This window comes from [Eubacterium] eligens ATCC 27750 (genome assembly GCF_000146185.1).
In the GTDB taxonomy this organism is placed as follows: domain Bacteria; phylum Bacillota; class Clostridia; order Lachnospirales; family Lachnospiraceae; genus Lachnospira; species Lachnospira eligens.
This window is the reverse complement of the sequence record NC_012778.1, coordinates 466,386-484,139: the sequence shown is the minus strand read 5'-3', so window position 1 is coordinate 484,139 and position 17,754 is coordinate 466,386. Positions and strand designations below refer to the sequence as shown.

At 37.9% G+C, this 17,754-nt stretch carries 17 protein-coding genes and 2 tRNA genes; 2 read left to right on the top strand and 17 right to left on the bottom strand.

All coding sequences use genetic code 11. The annotated features are described in order from the left end of the window. Positions 1–9: 9 nt before the first annotated feature. From EUBELI_RS02285 to EUBELI_RS02210, 16 genes are all read right to left on the bottom strand, one after another. Complete coding sequence (locus EUBELI_RS02285; protein WP_012738723.1) at positions 10–243, bottom strand: hypothetical protein; 234 nt, start codon at positions 241–243, stop codon at positions 10–12. After that, a complete protein-coding gene (gene phoU, locus EUBELI_RS02280) occupies positions 218–886 on the bottom strand; it encodes a phosphate signaling complex protein PhoU (RefSeq protein ID WP_041688448.1) in 669 nt (222 codons plus the stop codon). The genes EUBELI_RS02285 and phoU overlap by 26 nt, the downstream gene beginning before the upstream one ends. Then, complete coding sequence (pstB, locus tag EUBELI_RS02275; protein ID WP_012738721.1) at positions 886–1,647, bottom strand: phosphate ABC transporter ATP-binding protein PstB; 762 nt, start codon at positions 1,645–1,647, stop codon at positions 886–888. The genes phoU and pstB overlap by 1 nt, the downstream gene beginning before the upstream one ends. Positions 1,648–1,660: 13 nt before the next feature. Further along, a complete protein-coding gene (gene pstA, locus EUBELI_RS02270; RefSeq protein WP_012738720.1) occupies positions 1,661–2,521 on the bottom strand; it encodes a phosphate ABC transporter permease PstA in 861 nt (286 codons plus the stop codon). Next, on the bottom strand, positions 2,514–3,482 hold the full coding sequence (pstC, locus tag EUBELI_RS02265) for a phosphate ABC transporter permease subunit PstC (RefSeq protein WP_049777972.1): 969 nt from the start codon (positions 3,480–3,482) through the stop codon (positions 2,514–2,516). Before pstC ends, pstA begins: the two co-directional genes overlap by 8 nt. A 59-nt stretch (positions 3,483–3,541) precedes the next feature. After that, on the bottom strand, positions 3,542–4,411 hold the full coding sequence (locus EUBELI_RS02260; RefSeq protein WP_012738718.1) for a phosphate ABC transporter substrate-binding protein: 870 nt from the start codon (positions 4,409–4,411) through the stop codon (positions 3,542–3,544). 202 nt (positions 4,412–4,613) lie between these two features. Continuing rightward, positions 4,614–5,951 (bottom strand): MATE family efflux transporter, encoded by a 1,338-nt coding sequence (locus EUBELI_RS02255; protein ID WP_012738717.1) that lies wholly within the window; start codon positions 5,949–5,951, stop codon positions 4,614–4,616. 4 nt (positions 5,952–5,955) lie between these two features. Next, positions 5,956–6,630 (bottom strand): DNA alkylation repair protein, encoded by a 675-nt coding sequence (locus EUBELI_RS02250; RefSeq protein WP_012738716.1) that lies wholly within the window; start codon positions 6,628–6,630, stop codon positions 5,956–5,958. Between the two features lie 211 nt (positions 6,631–6,841). Next, positions 6,842–6,915 (bottom strand) — tRNA-Met (locus tag EUBELI_RS02245). Between the two features lie 30 nt (positions 6,916–6,945). Next, a tRNA-Val gene (locus EUBELI_RS02240) sits at positions 6,946–7,018 on the bottom strand. Positions 7,019–7,137: 119 nt separating this feature from the next. Next, the gene (locus EUBELI_RS02235) at positions 7,138–8,556 is read right to left on the bottom strand and encodes a phospholipase D-like domain-containing protein (RefSeq protein ID WP_041687931.1); all 1,419 of its coding nucleotides are present in this window, start codon (positions 8,554–8,556) and stop codon (positions 7,138–7,140) included. 151 nt (positions 8,557–8,707) lie between these two features. Continuing rightward, positions 8,708–9,289 carry a flavodoxin family protein gene (locus tag EUBELI_RS02230; protein ID WP_012738714.1) on the bottom strand — a complete coding sequence of 194 codons (582 nt, stop codon included), beginning with the start codon at positions 9,287–9,289 and terminating at the stop codon, positions 8,708–8,710. Between the two features lie 24 nt (positions 9,290–9,313). Next, positions 9,314–10,744: an adenylosuccinate lyase gene (purB, locus tag EUBELI_RS02225; protein ID WP_041687929.1), complete on the bottom strand. Its 1,431-nt coding sequence runs from the start codon at positions 10,742–10,744 to the stop codon at positions 9,314–9,316. A 103-nt stretch (positions 10,745–10,847) separates the two neighbouring features. Beyond that, the gene (locus EUBELI_RS02220) at positions 10,848–12,806 is read right to left on the bottom strand and encodes a hypothetical protein (RefSeq protein ID WP_012738712.1); all 1,959 of its coding nucleotides are present in this window, start codon (positions 12,804–12,806) and stop codon (positions 10,848–10,850) included. 19 nt (positions 12,807–12,825) lie between these two features. Next, entirely contained in the window at positions 12,826–13,554 is a 729-nt protein-coding gene (locus EUBELI_RS02215; RefSeq protein ID WP_012738711.1) for a hypothetical protein, read from the bottom strand. Then, a complete protein-coding gene (locus EUBELI_RS02210) occupies positions 13,551–14,738 on the bottom strand; it encodes a hypothetical protein (protein ID WP_012738710.1) in 1,188 nt (395 codons plus the stop codon). The genes EUBELI_RS02215 and EUBELI_RS02210 overlap by 4 nt, the downstream gene beginning before the upstream one ends. Before the next feature lie 277 nt (positions 14,739–15,015). Between EUBELI_RS02210 and EUBELI_RS02205 the strand changes: the two genes are divergently transcribed. Further along, the gene (locus tag EUBELI_RS02205; RefSeq protein ID WP_041687927.1) at positions 15,016–15,726 is read left to right on the top strand and encodes a LytR/AlgR family response regulator transcription factor; all 711 of its coding nucleotides are present in this window, start codon (positions 15,016–15,018) and stop codon (positions 15,724–15,726) included. Positions 15,727–15,748: 22 nt separating this feature from the next. Next, entirely contained in the window at positions 15,749–17,053 is a 1,305-nt protein-coding gene (locus EUBELI_RS02200; RefSeq protein WP_041687925.1) for a sensor histidine kinase, read from the top strand. Here EUBELI_RS02200 and EUBELI_RS02195 read toward each other — a convergent pair. Next, the gene (locus EUBELI_RS02195; protein WP_408606595.1) at positions 17,050–17,652 is read right to left on the bottom strand and encodes a DUF4143 domain-containing protein; all 603 of its coding nucleotides are present in this window, start codon (positions 17,650–17,652) and stop codon (positions 17,050–17,052) included. The two genes, EUBELI_RS02200 and EUBELI_RS02195, sit on opposite strands and share 4 nt — an antisense overlap. Between the last annotated feature and the right edge of the window lie 102 nt (positions 17,653–17,754).

The window sequence follows — 17,754 nt, the reverse complement described above, 5'->3', positions numbered from 1 at the left end:
AAATCAATATTAATTTTCATTCCTCCAGGCCTCAACAACCCCTCCGATAAAGCCGGGGATAAGTCCGAAATATCCAACGAATGTAAACATCCATTCCATTCCCCTGAATGCAAATATGCTTACAATCGCCCACACTACGAAGCCGATTACACACCATGCAAGTGTGTTAAGAAGAAGAAACAGATATTCATATTTCTTTTCAGTTAAATGAGTATTTTTACAAATGTTCAGAAGCATTTTCATCGAAACCTCCCTTCGTATCAAGAGCAAATATTACCCATTCTGCAATGTTAGTTGCATGGTCTCCTATTCTCTCAAAATACTTGGCAACCATAAGAAGATCTGCAGCCTGCTCACCATTGGCTGAATCTGCCTGTATCATTGCAATAAGGTCATCTCTTACCTTTTCAAATAGGTCATCTACCACATCATCATATGCTATAACTTTTCTTGCCTTGTCCATGTCCTTTTCAACATAAGCTTCAATACTTCTGATTAACATAAGCATTGTCTCAGAAGCCATCTGGTTGATATGCTCTAACTTCTTTATGTATGGCTGGTTGGCAAGTTTAATAGTTATCTCGCCGATATCTGCTGCCTGGTCACCAATTCTTTCCATATCAGTAACCATCTTTAAAGCTGCTGTAATTGTTCTTAAATCCTTAGCAACCGGCTGCTGCTGGATAAGAAGATTAAAGCAGATGCTCTCAATAGTCTTCTGCTCCCTGTCTATCTCCTCGTCCTGAAGCATAACTTTTTTAGCAAGCTCTGCGTCCTGTCTTACAAGTGCATCAACTGCCTTTCGTATAGAATCCTCAATTGCAGAGCCCATCTTCATCATTTCTTTATTAAGTCTGTCAAGCTGTTCGTCAAATTTACTTCTCATCATCCAAACCTTCCTGTGATATAATCTTCTGTCCTCTTATCCTGAGGGTAAGAGAATATCTGCTTAGTATCTCCAAACTCAACCATTTCTCCTACAAGGAAAAATGCTGTCTGATCCGAAACTCTTGTTGCCTGCTGCATGTTATGTGTTACCACAATAACTGTATATTTCTTCTTTAAGTCTTCCATAAGGTCCTCTATCTTTGATGTTGATATAGGGTCAAGAGCTGATGTCGGCTCATCCATAAGAAGAACTTCAGGCTGTACTGCAAGAGCTCTTGCTATACAGATTCTTTGCTGCTGTCCACCTGAAAGACCCATGGCCGATTTTTTCAATCTGTCCTTAACCTCATCAAATATAGCTGCTCCACGGAGACTCTCCTCGACTATCTGGTCAAGTCTTTTCTTATCTCTTATTCCATGAACTCTTGGGCCATAAGCGATGTTATCGTATATGCTCATCGGGAAAGGATTAGGCTGCTGGAATACCATGCCTACCTTTTTACGGAGAATAGTTGTATCAACTCCCGGCTCATATATATCCTCTCCGTCAAGAAGCACCTTGCCATCTATTCTTACACCGTCAACCAAGTCGTTCATACGGTTTAATGTCTTTAAAAATGTTGATTTACCACAGCCAGATGGTCCGATAAATGCTGTCACCGCATTTTCCTGTATATCCATGTTCACATCCTTAAGGGCGTGATTCTCACCGTAATACAGGTTCAGATTTTCAACTTTAACTTTAATCTTATTACTCATATATTCCTCCCAATTAGTGCTTTTCGAGCTTCTTAGCGAGCCTCTTTGTACCAAAATTAATAAGAAGTACAATTACAAGAAGTACAACCGCTATGCCGAATGCCACCTCAAATTCACCCTTGCTTGCGCTTAAATAAAGCTGGATTGTAAGTGTTCCGCCCGAATGAAATATTTTCTCAAGAAATGCATCAAAAGTCTTTGGAAGAAGATGTGCACTTCCTGCTGTAAAAAGCAATGCTGCTGATTCACCAATAATTCTTCCTATTGCAAGGATTACTCCTGTTACAATTCCAGGCATTGCTGACGGAAGAAGAATTGTTCTGATTGTGTACCATTTACCTGCGCCTAAACCTACCGCTCCTGTTCTGAAGCTGTCAGGTACAGTCTTTAACGCTTCCTGTGTGTTTCTTGTAACAAGCGGAAGCACCATTAATGTAAGTGTAAGAGAACCTGTCAGAAGTGAATATCCCATGTGACATAACTGTCCGAAGAAAAGCATACCAAACAGACCAAATATAATTGATGGAATTCCTGCAAGTGTCTCTGTTGCAAATATTATAACTGTAACAAGCTTTCCCGGCTTGGCGTACTCATTTAAATAAATCGCAGCACCTACACCGATTGGCGTTGTAATTATCATAGTAAGTAATATTATTATCAATGTGTTCAAAATATTACCGGCAATTCCCACAGTTCCATGAAGAATTGATGTAACACCTGTAAGAAATGCCCAGTTTACGCGTCTTGCGCCCTTAGCAAACACATATACAATAATTCCTAAAAGCAGGAGAACTGAAAATGCTGCACACACATATATCGCTGAGTATACTGCAATCTCTTCCGGATGCCTTTTCTTAGCTTTAAGATTATCCATTTGCTTTCTCCCCTTTCTTCTGCATAAATGTAATTATCAGATTTATAATCATTATGAAAATGTAAAGAACAAGTCCTACTGTGAAAAGAACCTGTCTGTGTACTCCATCTGCGTAACTCATCTCACTTACAATCTGTGTTGTAAGAAATCTGACTGAGTTGAATGGAAGCGGCAGATTTACTGAACCACCGGCTACCAGATTAATAGCCATTGCCTCACCTAAGGCTCTTCCTATACCTAAAACGATTCCTGTTATAATTCCTGACTTGGCTGCCGGAACTACAACCTTGAAAATTGTCTGTATCTTAGTTGCTCCAAGAGCAAGTGATGTTGCTCTCAAATTCATTGGTACTGCCCTGATTGCTGACGCGCTCATATTGATAACTGTTGGAAGTATCATAATTGCAAGCACCAGCACTGCAGCCAGGAGGTTAGCTCCTCCTGTGTACTGATGTGTTGTGGAATTCGCGAATACATGCTTTTCTAATTTATAAAGGAGGGGGTTTAATAACATTAATCCGAGAAGTCCGTATATAACAGAAGGAATTGCTGCAAGTAATTCAACCGCCGGCTGAACTACTGCTGCAAGTTTTTTCCCTGCTATCTCTGTCAAAAAAACTGCTGTTAATAATCCAATTGGAACACCGATAAGAATCGCAAGTGTTGTTCCTGCAATTGAAGAAAGAATTATGTATACAATTCCATATGCAGGTGGTGTAGCCGTTGGTGCCCATACTGTTTTAAAGAGCAAATCTGCTATTCCGACACTTTTAAGACTCTCTGTTCCTTTTATGAACATATAGATAGTAATGGAGCATACTGCCAGGATAGCTACTACCGCACATATAAGGAATATAAACCGTGCCACGCTTTCACTTGCATGCTTTGACTTTTTATTACCTTTTAAAGAACCATTTGCTGTTACCTTAACAGCTGCTGGTGTTTTATTTATTCTATTCATACCAACATTTATAACCTCTTCCATGTCAATCTCTCCATTCAGAATCTATATTTACCGGCTTACTCTGGGAGGATTAAGCCAACTCCCTTGATAACCTTCTTACCAGCTTCAGACTTTACGAAGTTAAACCAAGTCTGAACAAGCTCACTCTGTGATGAAACAGAACCCTTAGTAGCCATTACAAATGGTCTTGAAAGCGTATACTTACCAGCCTTAATGTTATCCTCTGTTGCATCTACACCATCAAGCTTTAAAGCTGCAACTGTCTTATCAACTACATCTAATGAAACATATCCGATTGCACCTGGAGTTGCTGCTACCTTGGCAAGTACAGCACCTGTACTGTCAAGTTCCTGTGCATAAGCACATTTATTCTTAACTTCAAGAAGTTCCTCAAATGCTCCTCTTGTACCAGAAGCTGCCTCTCTGCCGATTACTACGATAGCTTCGTCTGAACCGCCGAGATCCTTCCAGTTAGTAATCTTACCTGTGTAGATATCTGTGAGCTGCTGCTTTGTTACATTAGTAACTTTGTTGTTCTTATCAGTAATCATTGCGATACCATCAATTGCTACGATGTTCTCCTCAATACCTGCTGACTTTTCTTTATCAGATAAAGCTCTTGAAGCGTTACCAATATCAACTGCTCCGGATGTTACTGACTCAATACCTGCGCCTGAACCTGTATATTCTGTTGTTACTGTTACATTAGGATATTCTTCCATGAATGCTTCCATGAGAGCACCACACATCTTTTCCATTGATGTACTTCCTGCTAACTGAATCTTTCCTGAAAGCTCCTTAGTTGTACCTCCGTTTGCTGAGCCATCTCCATTTGATGATGTACCTGTTCCACAGCCTGCTAATGCTGCAAGTCCTAATGTTGCTGTTAATGCAACTGTAAGTAACTTTTTAATTCCTTTTCTCATAACTTTCGTTACCTTCCTCGTTTTTTATTTGCAAGCATTAACAGAAGATTTTCGTAGGGGCTGGAATCAGTTTCCTGACCGAATGATATGTGAGTCGTCTCAAAAAAGAAAACCCTCTGCATCTGCTTGCAGAGGGTATGTTATCAATGTTATGTAAAATGCATAATCTCGTGTTCGTAAAGTTTTTGTAAAATGTATGTGATTATCTCAAAGTCTTTCTGAATATTATTATAAAATACACCGTTCCTATAATAGATGTAAATGCCCACGCACTCGCATACACAAGATAGAGTGACATCAGCGTATGTATACTTGCAAATATTGTACACACCCACACGATTCTGAACACAACAGAACCCATTATTACTATTATTGTAGGTATAACGCTTCTGCCAAGTCCTCTTGCTCCTGCTGCCGCATTATCCATAAATGCGGATATAAAATAAGAGCATCCCATTATTCCAAGTCTTATTGAGCCGTAATGCATCACATCCGGATCACTTGTAAATATGCTAAGAAACTGTGTCCTGAAAACTACAAGCAATGCACCAAGCACTGCTCCTATAATAAATGAATACATCTGTGTAACAAGATATGCTTTCTTAATTCTGTCACGCTTTCTTGCTCCAAGATTCTGTGCTATAAAGCTTGTACATGCAGTATAGAATGCCGCCATCATATCATACACAATGTTATCAGCATTAGCCGCAGCCGAATTGCCCTCAACAACTACATGGTCAAATGAATTAACTGCCGACTGTATGTACAGATTGGCAACTGCAAAAAGTGAATACTGTACTGCTGCCGGCAGGCCAATCCTTAAAACTCTCGCTGCTATATGCGAGTCCATTCCTATATTTGTTATATAAAGTCCGTAATCCTTGCCACAGCCAAACAGGAATTTAAGTATCAGAAATGCTGATATATACTGTGATATTATACTTGCCAGTGCAACACCGACAACCCCAAGCCTGCATACTATTACAAAGAACAGATTAAGTACCACATTAATTATACCTGCTGTAATAAGATACATAAGTGGCCTTTTAGTATCTCCAACTGCACTTAACACGGCGTTACCATAGTTATACATTGCAAGTGCCGGTGAACCAAGAAGATATATTGTAAGATATATAACTGCACCATCTATCAGTTCTTTCTTAGTTCCTATAAGATTCAGCACCGGTCTTGAAAGGAACAGCCCAGACAAAAGCAACAGCAGTCCCGCAATCATACATATTACAATTGAAGTGTGGACTGCTTTCTTTACATTTGCACTATTCTTAGCCCCCACAAACAGCGCGACTACAGCATTGACACCACCTGCTAGTCCTAGCAGGATTCCGGTTGTCAATGTAATAATTATACTCGTTGAACCTACCGCACCAAGTGCCAGTGGTCCTACAAATTTACCAACTACCGCCACATCACACAGGTTGAACATAACCTGCAGTACATTTGACAACATAAGCGGAACTGAATACATTAATATTTTCTTTGGCAGGGAACCTGTCGTCATATCTATTTCATTTGATTTCATAACCTTATCTTAAACCCTTTAAATAATCCTTCTGCTCTGGTGTAATGCGGTAACTCTCTACAGCCTTCTGTATTGACTTTCTGTGTACCCATTCAGAAAGCCTGTGTTCCTGTATATAAGGAATCGCCGCATCCCACTGTTTAGCAAGTGCTGTAGCCATATACCATGCAATCATCATATTTACATAGTACTCCTCTGACTTAACACCTGCAACAAGCTGTATATATTCTTCCTTAAAATCCTCATCAAGAAACAGACGCATCATAACACCCATTCCGTATCTTTTAACATATGTGTCATCTGTGGCAATCCAATTCTTAGCTCTCACAATAATATCTTCTTTATTCTTATCAAAACATTTTGGAAGCGGTGAATCACAGGTTGCCCAGTTATCAATATATGGCAGAAACTTCTCTGTTTCACTAACGCACATATTATAATCCTTAATCTGTGCAATCAGCATCATATGAAGATTATTTTCTTCATAATACTTATGTGGCAGCTCCGTCATAAACTGTTCCGCCTCCTCTGTCTTAGAGAATTTCTTTGCAAATGCTCTTAAAACCGGGGTTCTTACTCCTATAACAGCCTCTTTATCTACCCCCGGCATAAGGCTGCTGTGAAAATCCCTGTACGCCGTATCCTGTAACTTAAACAGTTCTTCCTGCAAATGTGTCATTATTCCCCTCCTATGTGAGCTAGCTCATCGCCGCGGGTTGCGCGAGCAGCTCATACTCCAGAACTTCGTTCTGTCGTTGTCGCGGTGCTCCTCGTAAAGCCATACAAAGTTCCCAGTCCGTGCAAGCACGGCTGTAAACTTTCCATGGCTTCTCTCATCGCTACTCGCGCAAAAAAAATGGAAGCATAATCTGCTTCCACTTCCTAGATAGTAGCGAGAGAGGGATTTGAACCCACGACACCACGGGTATGAACCGTGTGCTCTAGCCAACTGAGCTATCTCGCCATATTATATGCTGAATGTCTTAAAAAGAAATGGGGCCTACAGGGCTCGAACCTGTGACCCTCTGCTTGTAAGGCAGATGCTCTCCCAGCTGAGCTAAGACCCCACATTCAGAACAATTCGCTTGATTTCTCTCGCAAACTGCTCTGCTATTATAATATTAAAACTTGATATATGTCAAGCACTTTTTTGACTTTTTTCAAAACTTTTTTCACAAAATTTTAATTAGAACAAATACCTCGTCCACAACAGGAAATTCTTAATCAGCTTCATTCTGCGTTCTCTCTTAGGCGTAAGCGCTACAGGCTGCACATTATATGGATTATCGTATGTGCCATCAGCATTAGCCTTTCTTGCACTATGCTCATACGTCTGCATGGCACCGCCAAGCTGTTCATTAATCTCCTTGCTGTCAATAACAAGCATAAGCTCTGTATCAAGATACACGCTTCTCATATCAATATTAAATGAGCCAACCACCGATATATCATCATCTATAAGAACCGACTTTCCGTGGTATGAATATCCGCCTTCATATTCCCACACTTCAAGCCCTGTGCCAAGCACCTTATCCTTATGCGCATAATAATCTGCTGATCCAAATGGATTGCCATTATTGCCTACTGAATTAGTCATCAATGACACATTTTCAACAGAATCGCATACCTTCTTTAATCCGTCATACATATACTCATTGCAGATAATATAAGGCGTATGTATCTTAACCTGCGAATCCGCCTGCTCCATGAGCTTAGTAAGCTGATACCACACTACCGGCTTTTTTGCGCCACATTCTATCGGATTGCTGAGAAGCGCTATATTGTTGACTTCAACTGTTTCGTCTGTATAATCAGTGTCGGTCAGGTAATCTTTGTTATCTGCATAATAAATGTTGTAATTATCAAGCAGTTCTTTCCTTGCCGCCTTGACCTTCTTATTGCCTGCACATTTGTTATTCTTTAAAAATGCCTTGCTCTCCTTATAGTTCCAGACACTCTCATAATAAGCAAGAACATCATTCACAGAGCTGGTTTCATCAGGACTTTCGCAGTACACAAGCACATCTCTGTCGTAATTCTTATGTCCCGGATATGCTCCCAGAAAATAGTTAAATGTATTTCTTCCACCAAGTATATAATTAGTCCTGTCGGCTATGACATATTTGTCATGAAGCCTTCCCATTGACTGCCACGGCTTAAAAGGATTGACCTTGTTGTATATCTTGACATTAACATTGTCTGATGACGCAAGTGCCTTAAAATCAGGATTGCCCTTCATCTTGGTAAAACCGGATACCCCGTCAACTATAACATTGACCGATACACCTCTGTCTGCAGCATCAATAAGTGCTCCAAGCATCAGCTTTCCGCTGTCATCTGACCTGAAGTCAAATGTTGAGAGTATAATCTCACTCTTTGCATTGCTTATCATTCTTATACGCTCTTTAAGTGCCTCGTCATTATCCTCAATAATGCGCGCCCGCTCGGCACTTGTTCTCTCTTTCCATATGCCCTGCTCATCAAGCTGATTAATCTCATCAGCAGTAAGCTCTGGCTGTTTGTGGTAACTTATCAGGGCGCAGGCTACGATTGCGGCAATAAGCACCACAAGCAGTATCACTGCCCCAAGAATTATTCTCTTCATAAGTTTTCTCCTTTTGTAAGACTTCACGACAATACTCCTTAAATATCTGTCTATCCTCATCACTGCCCGCGCAGTAAAGGCGTGCTGTATATACATAATTATATATACAGCACGCCTCTTATGACATTAAATATTTATGAAGAATTATAAATTATCTGATATAGTTGGTCTTAATCTTATTCTCGCCTTGTGGAAGCTCAATTCCAGCCTTCTTTGCTGCGTCTATTGACTTAACAAGCCATGCAAAATTCTGACCTAAAAGTCTCATTGTCTGCATGCCTTCTTCGTCCTTAACAACCTCATCAGGTGTATTGCCATGTACAATATTCCAGTAGTTAGATGATACAACTGGCATCTGGTTAATCTGGAAATACTTATTCAACACGTCAACTGTTGATGTTGTTCCGCCACGGCGGGCAGATGCAATTGAAGAACCACATTTGTAACGAAGCTCGTTACCATATGCACCAAATAATCTGTCGAGAAACATTAATATCTCTCCTGTTGGAGAAGCATAATAAACAGGTGAACCAACAATAAGTCCGTCTGCATCAGTTATCTTAGCGCCAACTTCCTTGACAACTGCGTCAAGCTCGCCCTTAACAACTCTGCTGCCAACTGCAACTATCTCAGTATCAATTCCCTGTGCCTCTAATTCCTTAGCAACGACAGAAAGTGCTGTATATGTACAGCCTGCATCTCTTCTGCTGCCATTAACTAATACAACCTTCATGTTATAACACCTCCAAATTATTAATTAAACATTAATCTCTGCCTTCATACCAAGTTCTTCCTTGTTAGCATCAAGGATAGGCTTGATAACATCAGCAAGATATTCGTCAACCTGTTCTTTAGAACGGCCAACATACTTCATAGGGTCAAGCTTTGACTGTAGCTCTTCAAGAGTAACACCAAACATTGGCTCTGCTGCAATAAGCTCAAGAAGGTTATTATCAAGACCTTCCTGCTTAACTCTCTTTCCTGCTATCATAGAAAGCTCTCTGATCTTCTCATGAAGCTCCTGTCTGTCTCCACCAGCCTTAACAGCGTCCATCATAATATTCTCAGTTGCCATGAATGGAAGCTCTGCCATCATATGTTTGATGATAACCTTGTCATATACAACAAGTCCGTCAACAACATTCAAGTAGAGGTCAAGGATTCCGTCAACAGCGAGAAATCCCTCTGGAACTGACATTCTCTTGTTAGCTGAATCATCAAGTGTTCTCTCAAACCACTGTGTAGATGAAACAATAGCAGGGTTAAGTGCATCACTGATAACGAAATCTGCAAGTGAAGCCATACGCTCACTTCTCATAGGATTACGCTTGTAAGCCATAGCTGATGAACCAATCTGTGACTTTTCAAATGGCTCTTCAACTTCCTTGAGATGCTGTAATAATCTGATATCATTAGAGAACTTGTGTGCGCTCGCAGCAATTCCTGCAAGTACATTAAGCACTCTTGTATCAACTTTTCTTGAATATGTCTGTCCTGAAACTGGAACACATGCGTCAAATCCCATCTTTTCTGCAATCTTTCCGTCAATCTGGCGGATCTTATCCTGATCTCCATTGAAAAGTTCAAGGAAAGAAGCCTGTGTACCTGTTGTACCCTTGCAGCCTAAAAGCTTCATTGTAGAGAGTACATAATCAAGGTCTTCAAGGTCCATAACTAATTCATTGAGCCATAATGTAGCTCTCTTACCAACTGTAGTTGGCTGTGCTGGCTGAAAATGTGTGAAAGCCAGTGTAGGCTGTGCCTTATATTTATCTGCGAACTTAGAAAGCTCATCAATAACATTAACAAGCTTCTTACGAACAAGCTTTAAGCCTTCTGTCATGATGATGATATCAGTATTATCACCAACATAGCATGAAGTTGCTCCAAGATGTATGATACCTTTAGCCTTAGGGCACTGAAGTCCGTAAGCATATACATGAGACATAACATCATGTCTTACTTCCTTCTCTCGTCTCTTGGCATCCTCATAGTTAATATCATCCTTGTGAGCCTTTAACTCATCAATCTGCTCCTGTGTAATAGGAAGTCCAAGTTCATGCTCTGTCTCTGCTAATGCAATCCAGAGTCTTCTCCATGTCTTAAACTTCATGTCAGGAGAGAAAATGTACTGCATTTCCTTGCTTGCGTATCTTTCTGCAAGTGGTGTCTGATATCTGTCGTTCATCTCGTATCCGCCTTTCATATATCAAAAATTCATTATTCAGCCATCGCAGGGCTATATACAGATTAAGTATATCATAGCAGAACTGCGTTTGCAATTTATGCCTTTATTTTATATTCTTAATGCTTCTTGTTATTTTCATTATGCCAACACTTAATATAAGACATATTACAAGCCTCATGATAAATTGCATAAGCATATACTGCCATATTGTCATATGTAACAGCATCCACTTAAGAATTCCAGATGCATATAGTCCCATTCCAAGTTTATTCCCCATAAATGTAAGACTCACGACCGGCGCATTCATGTAAGGTATCCCATATATATGTCTCATCCATAAGAATTCCATTCCACATATAATAACAGTCATTATTATTGTAATTGTTATGCACGACAAATATTTATTGCATCTCATCTTATTACGTCCCAATGCTGTACTATGTTCAAAAAGTATCATGCCGCTGACTCTTTCAAGTCTTCCTGCATCTGCTGACATAAGTATAAAACCGCATATCAGTGCAAGATTTACCATTATTCTGCGATACAGTCCTTTCTTGCCCAATATCACTTCATATCCTCTGTCCGATATCATCCATGCTCTTATATTAAATGTTTCATCCATATGTCCGATATATTCAATCTTGTCCGCGTATTCCCTACGACTTTCTATCAGCTTTAGTATCTGCTGTTGTTTTGTTTTCAGATTAACATAACTACCAATATCAACGCTTTCATCTCTTGTCAATATATCTCCATAATCATCTATGTCAGCTTGCAGCTCATCTCTCTGCTGGTATAGATTATCAAGATAATCCTGAAAATATGTATAATCTTTCCCTCCATGTAACATGTATTCACTATCCATATACTTATTGTCATCTGTATAGTGATACTGGCCTGTCTGGCATACATACGCTGTAACTGTCAGCATTACCACAACAACCCAGCCACAATGAGAAGTAAATATAAATTTATGTATTTCCTTAAATAGAAACGGAATCCTTGCAAGAATTTTCTGACAGCCAGCTGATACACAATCTGTAAACCGTTTTATAAATGTTGTATTTTTGTATGGTTTCATTGAAGCAGACACATTTATAGCAATATAACCTATTACACCTGCACATATAATATGCACGAACAGCACCACTGAAAATACAGGAAATACATAAGTTCCCACACCCCAGTTTCTATATGATGAAAATGTAGCATTTATATTAATTATATTAATAATATTAATATAATGCAGACCATTCCACACGCTATGTATGTCTATATGAGAATATATAAACTGCTCCACAGCCGCAAATATAAGCATTGTAACCAGTGCATAGACACGATTACGGAACATAACAAAAACACCCCATATAGTAATGCATAGGGCAACTATACACACCATTGATATCAGATATAGCACCGTCACATACTTTATTTTGCTCCACGGATATGTAAATTTATCAAATGTCTCAATTGTCTGCACTGGATTTACTAAGTCCCTGACGCCTCCTCTTTGCAGCATTGCCGCAATAAACGTAGACCAGTATATCAGAGTATGTGTAAAAGCTCCTGTAACAACAATAACTCCCGTCTGCTTTATCGCATACATGATTCTTCCATTAGCGCAGCTATATGTTATGCTCCACATGCCATTATCCCGCTGTGCAAACATATCGTATATAACAAACATCATTACAAGCATAGTAAAGAAATATTGATAATAATAAGTTGTATATGCCTGCACCCCTTTATACTCATCCTCTGGTAAAATAACGTTCTTTACCCGTTCAAAATCCCTTGCCGTCTGCAATATATTCGCATACGAAAAACTTCCAGCTTTATTAAAAATACTATATTTCTTAAGTTTATCAGCATTATCAATTATTGCATTCACTTCTTCGTGATAATTCTTAATATATGTCTCATGAGCAACATTTTCTTTGTTGATTATATCTTCATCCATTACCGGCTTATTGTCATACAAAAAGAATACAACATTAACTGTTGCAGCAATTAACAACAATATAATCCGTTTATAATTGATGATACGTTTTAATTCCTGCATATTTCCCCCTATATGCCAATCATAACCTGTATATTTGTATCCTGCTTATATCACTCTTAGATATACTTTCTACTCTATAATAATCAGAATCTTCGCTCCCATCCATATAATAAACATGGACTCCTACAATCATTTTATTGATATCGTCAATAACACTCTTTATCTCAACATACTCAGGCTGCATATAACTATAAGCTGCTTTATCAGATGTTGGGAGTTCATTTATAATTATTAACTTTAACTTATTTTCATCATTTCCATATATTGTTTTTGTTTCGCCTTTTATATCCATCTGTTTTTTTGTATATTTATTCTCACTCATATCACTGTAATCAAATATGCAGGATGCATTATATGCCGTATACTCTAATTTCTCTATATTTTCATCATTATATAATGATGGCCACTCTATAATACCGGCAACAATATACGCCATTTCATCCTTTTCTCCCAATCCATTGCCTAATTTTACTGGATTTACCATATATGTTCCAACCAAATTACCATCGGCGATATCTTTAGATATTATTGGGTATGTCACCTTTAACTTAATGCCTTGCTCCGTTATATAATTTATTCCATCTATAACTGTCATTTCTGGTTCTTGTACTGCATATTGGTTATTAGTCTCTGTTTGTGTCTGTGTTTCTATTTCCTTTACATTGCATCCTGATGATATCAATATAAGAAGAAACATCATACAAAATCTATACATTCCTTTCTTAAACAGCCTTATATACTTTGTCATTCAAACACCTGCTTCCAATCTCCACCAGTCTCTATATCATCTTTTTTCATATACATAAGACCTTCTGCATCGTTCATACTTTTATAAAATAAATACCTGTCATCCCCAAAATATAACGCCAATGCATCAGGACACAATATCTCATTAATAACATTTCCACCTTTATCAATAACTATATATCTGTTTTCTGAAAAGCCATATAATTCCCACATATAATAACAGTACTTATGATTATTAAGATAAATGTATTCTCCATCTGAAGATACACTACACATATCACATTGTTCTGTTGACTCCCATATTTTTTGTGATATATCACTTCCAATATCTATCTTGTAAAGCCCCTCTCCCGTAACAAAGTAATACATTGTTCCATCCACAACATAATAATCATTAATATTCTGTCCACTCACTTCTTCTATCTCATCATTGCTGCACGAATAGCTAAACAAACCTCTGCTATGCACACTTATGGCTTTATCTGATATGGAATCGGCTTTCCTCACAGTAAAAAATATTTTATCACCAAAACATTTAACATTAGTTATTGATATCCCTTTTCCAGTAACTTCATATACAATTTTCTTGTCTCCTGATGTCAGAGATACTTCTATTATGCTCTTTGTAGTCTCTTGCTCATCAGCAAGGCCACTCCCATCATATATAAAAGCGTATTCCCCCTGAAAAACAGCTCGAATCGAGTCAACCCCATCATTAGGTATAAGTTCACCTATAACTTCTCTTGTTGTGCCACTCTTATCCATGCGGCATAACTGTGCCATGCCATTAGAAAGTCCAAAATAATATATATATCCTCTATAATAATATATACTCCTCAATGCCGCTCCATTTCCAAAAAAAGCATTACAACTTGAAGATTTATGATCACACTCAGGTTTTGCACACACAGGTATAACATCATTTGTCTCCAGATTCAAAAACAACAACTTCTGTTCAAAATTCATGTAATAATATCCATCTTCAACTGCAGCCAGATCATACCATCCATCTGTATCCCAGTAATTCTGAAAATCACTGTCTCCTGTTACCCCGATAAGACTTGCATAATCTAAGCCCTTCTCTGCTTCTGTATTCTTATGGAGTAGAACATATGTCACCATTGCTCCCACCAATACTGCAATAAATATAATTGGAATCACATACCTAATGCCTCTTCTCTTCATTTAATATCATCTCCCTAGTAAATGAACTGGCTCACTAAAAATATTTTTCCATTCTTCGGCTTTTTCAATTTCTCTCTTATCTATATACATGAGCTGGTCTTCTCCCATACCCATGCGCATATGTGTACAACGCTTTATATAAGCCTTTAATACCACATCTATTTTATTAATTCAATACCAATTGCGTGAAATGACACTTTTCGTGTTTAAAATAACATTTATTTTAATATTCTCATCGGTTATAATAACAATAGTTTTATTTTATGGAGATTGGATAATGAATATATTTATATGTGATGATGACAATTTGATATGCGAGCAGATTAAAACTCTGTGCGAAAGTTATTATATTGAACATAAACTGAAAAGACCTGATATTTACATATTTCACTCTGGTGAAGACATTCTGGCTTCAGATATCAAACCCGATATTGTATATTTAGATATCCAGATGTCTGGCATAGATGGCATTGCCGTTGGTAATTCGCTTGTTAAATCTTATCCGGCAGCAATAATAATTATTATAACTTCCTTTCCGGAATATCTTGACGAAGCCATGCGCTTTCATGTATTCCGTTATATTTCAAAGCCTGTTGAAAGTAAACGTTTTATGCGTAACCTTGAAGACGCCATATCTGAATTCAATTCTATTGGCGGCAGGATTATTGTAAAATGTAAAGGCAAAACATATGTATTATCAGCAAAGGATATCATTATGGTGGAGGTTAATCCTCACTGCCGCAATCTTACTATCCACACGGTTTCAGATACATATACAACCACCCAGACTCTCGCCAGCATTAAATCAATGCTTCCGTCTGGGAGCTTTTATCAGAGCCATCGATGTTATATAGTGAATATGAATTATATTATGTCTTATAATAACAGCAGAATATATATGGAAAATCATCTTTACGCTGATATTGCCTTGCGCAAGTATAATGATTTTTTTAATACCTATTCAGCATTTCTTACAACATTGCGCTAGTTTATTAATCAGAGGGGGATTTATGAATTTAATATTGTACTATTTATTTGTATATCTTATAGAAGCCATTATTCTATGGCTATACTGCAACCGGATATTTACTTCACGAAAGAACACATTTTTATCTCTTTTAATCACTATTGGCATGTTCAGTCTGCTTATACCTGTAGCAATTCTCACTAATGCGGCACTCAATGCATTTTGCTCATTCATTGTCTATCTGTGCTGCATCGTGCTTAATTATGATTCAAAACCGGTTTGGGCACTGTTTCATGCCCTTGCCCTGACAATTCTTATGGCATTATCAGAAGGACTTATTGCCGCAGCTATTCCTGACATAACGATATATGCATTCCGTGATGGAAACATACATAGTTCGGCATTTACATTTGTTATATTAAGCAAATCTGTCTATTTATGTATTTCACAGTTAGTAACCAGAATTTTCTCTAAAAATACAGTCAATAATGCTTCTATACGCAAAAGCACCCTTATGCTGTATCTGATACCTGTTATGTCCTCTATCATTACCGTTTCTCTTGGCTATATATGTCTCAACGGTAAACTGTCTGGCTCTGACTCTGTTATTGTATTCATATGTCTGGTTCTGCTGCTCTCAATCAATATCCTGACTTTCTATCTGCAGCAGGATATCAGCCAGAAAAATGTTGAATATGCCAGATTGCAGATTGAATTACAGAAAGAGACTGACACTGAACATTATTATAATTATGTTCAGGAAGTTAATGAGAAACAGCACATTCTTATTCACGATATTAAGAACCACCTTAATACTATCAGCCAGCTGAATGATGGAAAACATATTGACGAAATAACCGGATATATCAATAACATTCTGGGAAGTGATGCACTAAGAAAATCCAAAAGATATTGCAAAATTGATATACTGAATGTAATTATCTCAAGATATGCCGAACAATGTAGTAATTCAGGTATAAGCTTTGAGGCAGACATACGCGCCAACACCCTTGAATATCTTCCCGCACAGGATTTCACTTCCATATTCTGCAATCTTCTTGATAACGCCATTGATGCATCCCTATCATGTGATGAACCATATATAGATTGTAATGTTTCTCTTATCAGAGGCGGCAACGCTGACCTTATAAGCATTGCTAACTCATGCAAATCATCTCCTTTAGGCCATGACGGAAAACTTCATTCCAGAAAACAGGACACTGGTTTTCACGGTTATGGTCTTAAAAGTGTAAAGCGCATTGCAGATAAATATAATGGTCTGCTCAATTATGTTTACTCGGAGGAAAAGCAGGAATTCCGCGTTGTGGTTATGCTGGAGCATCCTTAGAAAAGCTTTCCAGATGCCATAAACTGCGGTATATTTTCATGAATGATTCCATTTCTTTTTTGTATCATATCATTTCTTGTAAGCACATATTTAGGATAGTTATCTTTAATCATCTCTAATGGAGCATACTCTCGATCCTCTGTTTCTCTGTTTAACATTGTTGTCATCGTCACCTGAACATAACCATAGTTGTTCATATTATCTCTCATAATAAAATCACATTCTAACTTTCCTATTCTTCCAATACTGATATCATACCCCTTTGATTTTGCATAGTTAAAAACAACATTTTCAAGGGCTGGTCCATAATTAATTCTGTTATCAGTATTTGTTGCAAAATAGAAACCCATATCTGATAAATAATACTTCTGCTCACCATTTATGGATTTTAAATCAAACCTCTTACATTCGTATATTATTTTTGCATCCATTAATATATTAATATAACGGTTCAAAGTTTCTCTCTTTATGTCCATTCCAGATTTATGAAGTTCTTTCAAGATACTCTTCAAACTAGTTGTTGAGCCAAAGTTGTTAATAAGATATGTCTGCACTTTTTCAAAAACTGAAACATTACGTATCTTTACCCTGTGCTTAATATCCTTTTCTAATATTTCTCCTATAACACTCTTAATATATGTTCTCTTATCGTCTGGATTATCATAAAATATTGTTTTCGGAAAATTTCCGTTTTATATTTT